Genomic DNA, 4,527 nt, shown 5'->3' with positions numbered 1-4,527 from the left:
GATCAGCCCGTCGGCGCGCATGGCGTTGTACTCGCGCTCTTCGAGGCGCAGCTGGGTGCGGCGGATGAAGTGCCGCTCCAGCGTCTCGGCATAGCCCGGATATTGCAGCCGCAGCCCCTCGAGCGCGGTGTCCACCGTCTCGACCCGGCGGCTCAGCAGCTCGGTCAGCAGGTCCGAGACCCGGCGCCCGTGGATGCGGCGGATGCGGCCGTGAATGAAGCCGTCGAGATCGCGCAGGATCAGCTTCTGCGACAGCAGAAGCTCGAAGCGGTCGGCGGTGAGCCGTGCCAGCGGGCCGGAGATGCGCAGCCGGTTGTGCAGCAGCGCCGCCAGCCGGAACCCCTTGCCATAGGCGGTCACCCGGCGCGCGGCGCGGCGATAGCCGCTGCGCCCGCCGGTGCGCGTGGCTTCGATCAGGCGCTCGGCATCCGACATCAGGATCTCTGACAGGCGCGACGAGATCGAGTGATCCCGCACCCGTTCGATCACCGTGTCGCGCTCGGCGCCGGCCAGCGCGATCAGGCCCAGCGTGACGCGGTCCTTGTCGAGGATCTCGGTGTCCTCCTCGGCCTGCTTCACCGCCTCGTCGAGCCGGTCGCCGAAGCGCTTGGCCTCGCTGCGCACGATACGCTGGTCGAGATCATAATTCGCCGTCGTGCGCGAGACATCCTCGCGCACGGTCTGCAGCGACACCGCCACCACCTGTTTCGACAGCGCCTGGTCGAGCGGCGAGAGCTGGTCGAGCCCGAGCTTGCCGATCACCCAGCGCAGCGTGGTGCCCTGCACCAGCAGGGTGAAGAGGGTGAAGCCGGTGGCAAGGATACCGACCTGGCGCTTGATCTCGACCGGTACGCGGAAGTTCTCGGTCACCGCGAGCGCCAGCGCCAGCGTGACCGCGCCGCGCAGCCCGCCCCAGAGGATCGCGGCCCGGTAGGGCCGTTCCACCGGCGGCGACAGGCGCAGTTTGCCCATGATCGGAAGCACGAAGAAAAGGATGAAGGCGCGGGCGGCAATTGCGGCCAGCACGACCACGAGCACGAGGCCTGCATCGGAGAGCCGGAACTCCTCGAGCATCCGGGGGATCAGCAGGGCGGCGAGGATGAAGATCAGCGCCCCGGCCCAGTGCGCCAGCAGGTCCCAGACCTCGCGCAGGTTGGTCCAGGCCTCGGGCGGCAGGCGGCCCGGGCCGACGATGTTGAGCGTGAGGCCGGCGGCGACCACGGCGATCACCCCCGAGGCGCCGATGCTCTGCTCGGCGGTGATGTACGCGAGGTAGGGCAGGGCGACCGAGATCGATTGCTGCGCCAGCTCGTAGCGCCCGAAGAGCCCCATCAGCCGCACCGCGATGCGCGCCAGGATCCAGCCGGTCAGCGCCCCGCCGACGATCAGCAGCGGGAACTGGCGCAGCGCGTCTTCGAGGGTCGGGTCGGGCAGGCCGAGCATGACGAAGCCGAGGAAGAAGCCGAAGAGCGCGATGGCGGCGGCATCGTTGAGCAGGCTCTCGCCCTCGATGATCCGCGCCAGCCGGCGCGGTGCCGAGAGCGAGCGGAAGATCGAGATCACCGCCGAGGGGTCGGTGGTCGAGACGATCGCGCCGATCAGCAGGCAGGCGGCCAGCGGCAGGGTGGAGAACCACGACAGGGCGAAGCCGACGCTGAGCGTGGCGACGACGACCGCCACCACCGCCATCAGCAGGATCGGCACCCAGTCGTCCAGCATGCGGCGGATGTTGAGGCCGAGCGTCGCCTGGAACAGCAGGGTGGGAAGGAACACATAGAGGAAGACGCTGGCGCGGATCGGCAGGCCGAGGATCGCCTCGGCCACCGGATTGAGCGCGTCGGTCAGGGTGGTGCGCAGGAAGAAGATCGCCGCGGCGGCGATCAGGATGCCGAGCACCGCGAGGATCACGCTATAGGGCAGCCGCACCCGCGCCGCGAGCGGCTCGGCCAGACCAATGACAAGAAACAGCGACGCGATAACGGTCGTGACAACAACGATGTCCATGGCCCCGCAATAGCGGCAAACCCCTGCTCTGCGGAAGATGCCTTTACGTGCTAAGTCGCTGCGATCACGCAACTGCGACCGGAGGTCGGTGCCGCGCCGCCTGCGGGGCCGGGATGCTGCGCGCCCCAGATCGCGCGGCGCTCGCGGGCAAGCTGGCCGCGCTCGATCTCGGACAGACGCGCCAGCGCCGCGGCTGGGTCTCCGCCGCAGGCCGTCAAACTGCGCTGCCACGCCCGCAGCGCCGAGCGTGGCGACCACGGCAGTGCGGCCTGCGCCAGCCAGCGGCGCAGGGCCGGCGGCAGGCGGTCGAAGCTCTGCATCGGATCGCCGCTCCGCCTGCGCCGTGGCAGAGAGCTCTTCGCGTTATGCGCGCCCGCCCGGACCATCACGCGGCCTCGGTGGCGCGGCGCCATCCGGGGAAGGGATCCTCGAGCGTGGTCCAGAGCTCGGGTGTGAAGCCGGTGTCTGCCTTGAGCAGGGCGGCATCGAGCGCGGCAGTGATCGCGGCGCGGTCCATGCCCGCGCCGATGAAGACCAGCTCCTGCCGCCGGTCGCCCCACGGCTCTTGCCAGTGCTGCGCGAGATAGGCCCGGGCCTGCGGGTGATCGGGGCGCCGCGTCTCGGGCACGGTGGCCCACCACAGGCCCATCGGGCGAATGCTGCTCAGCGCGCCCGCCAGCGAGAATTCCGCCAGCCAGTCGGGGCGGGTGGCGATCCAGAAATGCCCCTTGGCGCGGATCACGCCCGGCAGCGGCCCGTTCAGCACCTCGTGGATGCGCTGCGGGTGGAACGGGCGCCGGGCGCGGTAGACGAAGGAGGATACGCCGTATTCCTCGGTCTCCGGCACGTGATCGGCAAAGCCGTAAAGCTCCTTGGCCCAGAGCGGGTGCTCGTGCGCCGTGGCGAAGTCGAAGAGGCCGGTGTCGAAGATGCGCTCTTGCGGGACCTGCCCGAAGTCGGTCTCGATGACCTGCGCATCGGGGTTCAGAGCTGTCACGATCAGCCGCGCCGCATCGGTCCGGTCGGTCCCTGCCGTGCCGATCTTGTTGAGCACCACCACGTCGGCGAACTCGATCTGGTCCACCAGCAGATCGACCAGCGTTCGGTCGTCTGCGTCGCCAAGGCTCTCTTCCCGGTCCTTCAGGAAATCGTGGCTGGCGTAGTTCTGCAGCAGGTTCACCGTGTCGACCACCGTCACCATCGTGTCGAGCCGCGCCACGTCTGACAGGCTTTGCCCAAGCTCGTCGCGGAACTCGAAGGTGGCGGCGACGGGCAGCGGCTCCGAGATGCCGGTGCTTTCGATCAGCAGGTAATCGAAGCGGTTCTCGGCGGCGAGCCGGCGCACCTCCTGCAGCAGGTCGTCGCGCAGGGTGCAGCAGATGCAGCCGTTCGACATCTCGACCAGCGTTTCCTCGGTCTGGCTGAGGTCGGCGCCACCGTCGCGCACCAGATCGGCGTCGATATTCACCTCGGACATGTCGTTGACGATGACCGCCACCCGGCGGCCCTCGCGGTTGTTGAGAACCTGATTGAGAAGGGTCGTCTTCCCGGCCCCGAGGAAACCGGAGAGGACGGTGACGGGCAGGCGGCGGTCTTGCGCAGGCATCGGGGTTCCTTCAGGAATGATTCGCAATGTTATAACGTATCAATTACGCCGAGCCGCGTTCGGGGTTCAACCGCAAATCGCCGCGTCGGTCGCATCGGCAAAGAGACGCCGGTCTCTGACGCTGGCGTGATCCGCCTGCGCATTGCGTGGCCGGGCGGGCGCATATAGGCTTGCCGGACCGACACAGGAGGCATTGGCATGGCAGGCAAGGCTCTCGGGCTTCTTCGCAACACGGCGCTCGCGCTGACGATGGCCGTGGGCGTGGCCGGACCGCTGACCGCCGAGAGTCTCGCGGGCGATTATCTCGCTGCGCGTCAGGCCAGCTTCAGCGGAGATTTCAAGGCGGCGGCAGAATATTACGGCCGCGCGGTGGCTTTCGATCCCGGCAACCCGGCACTGCTCGAGCGTGCGACCTTGGCGAACCTGTCTCTGGGCGATGTGGCCAAGGCCGTGGCGCTGGCCGACCGCCTGTCCGAGCAGGGGTTCCAGAGCCAGGTCGGGCACATGGCGCAGATCGCCGAGCTGGCCCAGACCGAGGATTACGACGCGCTGCTTGCCCGTATCGAGGACAAGACCGCCATCGGTCCGCTGGTCGACGGGCTGGTGAAGGCGTGGTCGGTGCTCGGCAAGGGCGAGATGAGCGGCGCGCTCGAGGCCTTCGACGCCGTGTCGAAAGAGCGTGGCCTCGCGCCCTTCGCGTTCTACCACAAGGCCATGGCGCTGGCCTCGGTCGGCGATTTCGAGGGCGCCGAGGCGATCTTTGCCGAGAACCGCGCCGGCAGCATGCAGTACACCCGCCGTGCGGTGATGGCGCGCTCGGAGATCCTCAGCCAGCTCGACCGTCAGGACGAGGCGGTGGCGATGATCGATGCGGGCTTCCCGCCGCCGATGGATCCCGGCCTTGCCGAGATGCGGCA

General features: G+C 68.8%; 4 protein-coding genes. 1 reads left to right on the top strand and 3 read right to left on the bottom strand.

The genetic code is table 11. The annotated features are described in order from the left end of the window. The 3 genes from AC6RA4_RS23495 to AC6RA4_RS23485 all read right to left on the bottom strand — a co-directional run. On the bottom strand, window positions 1-2,004 hold a 2,004-nt coding region (locus tag AC6RA4_RS23495; RefSeq protein WP_500164417.1), incomplete at its 3' end, for a cation:proton antiporter. A 50-nt stretch (window positions 2,005-2,054) separates the two neighbouring features. Beyond that, a complete protein-coding gene (locus AC6RA4_RS23490) occupies window positions 2,055-2,390 on the bottom strand; it encodes a DUF6525 family protein (RefSeq protein ID WP_500164415.1) in 336 nt (111 codons plus the stop codon). After that, window positions 2,390-3,610, bottom strand: coding sequence for a GTP-binding protein (locus AC6RA4_RS23485; protein WP_500164414.1), 1,221 nt, complete (start codon window positions 3,608-3,610; stop codon window positions 2,390-2,392). The genes AC6RA4_RS23490 and AC6RA4_RS23485 overlap by 1 nt, the downstream gene beginning before the upstream one ends. Window positions 3,611-3,808: 198 nt before the next feature. Between AC6RA4_RS23485 and AC6RA4_RS23480 the strand changes: the two genes are divergently transcribed. Next, the coding region (locus AC6RA4_RS23480; protein ID WP_500164412.1) for a tetratricopeptide repeat protein at window positions 3,809-4,527 on the top strand (719 nt) is incomplete at its 3' end.

The sequence above is a fragment of the Salipiger sp. genome (assembly GCF_059781815.1).
This window is presented reverse-complemented; position numbering and strand designations above follow the sequence as displayed.

Coding starts and splice junctions, on each gene's coding strand:
- AC6RA4_RS23485 (WP_500164414.1), bottom strand. CDS start 3,610: ATGCCTGCGCAAGACCGCCGCCTGCCCGTCACCGTCCTCTCCGGTTTC.
- AC6RA4_RS23490 (WP_500164415.1), bottom strand. CDS start 2,390: ATGGTCCGGGCGGGCGCGCATAACGCGAAGAGCTCTCTGCCACGGCGC.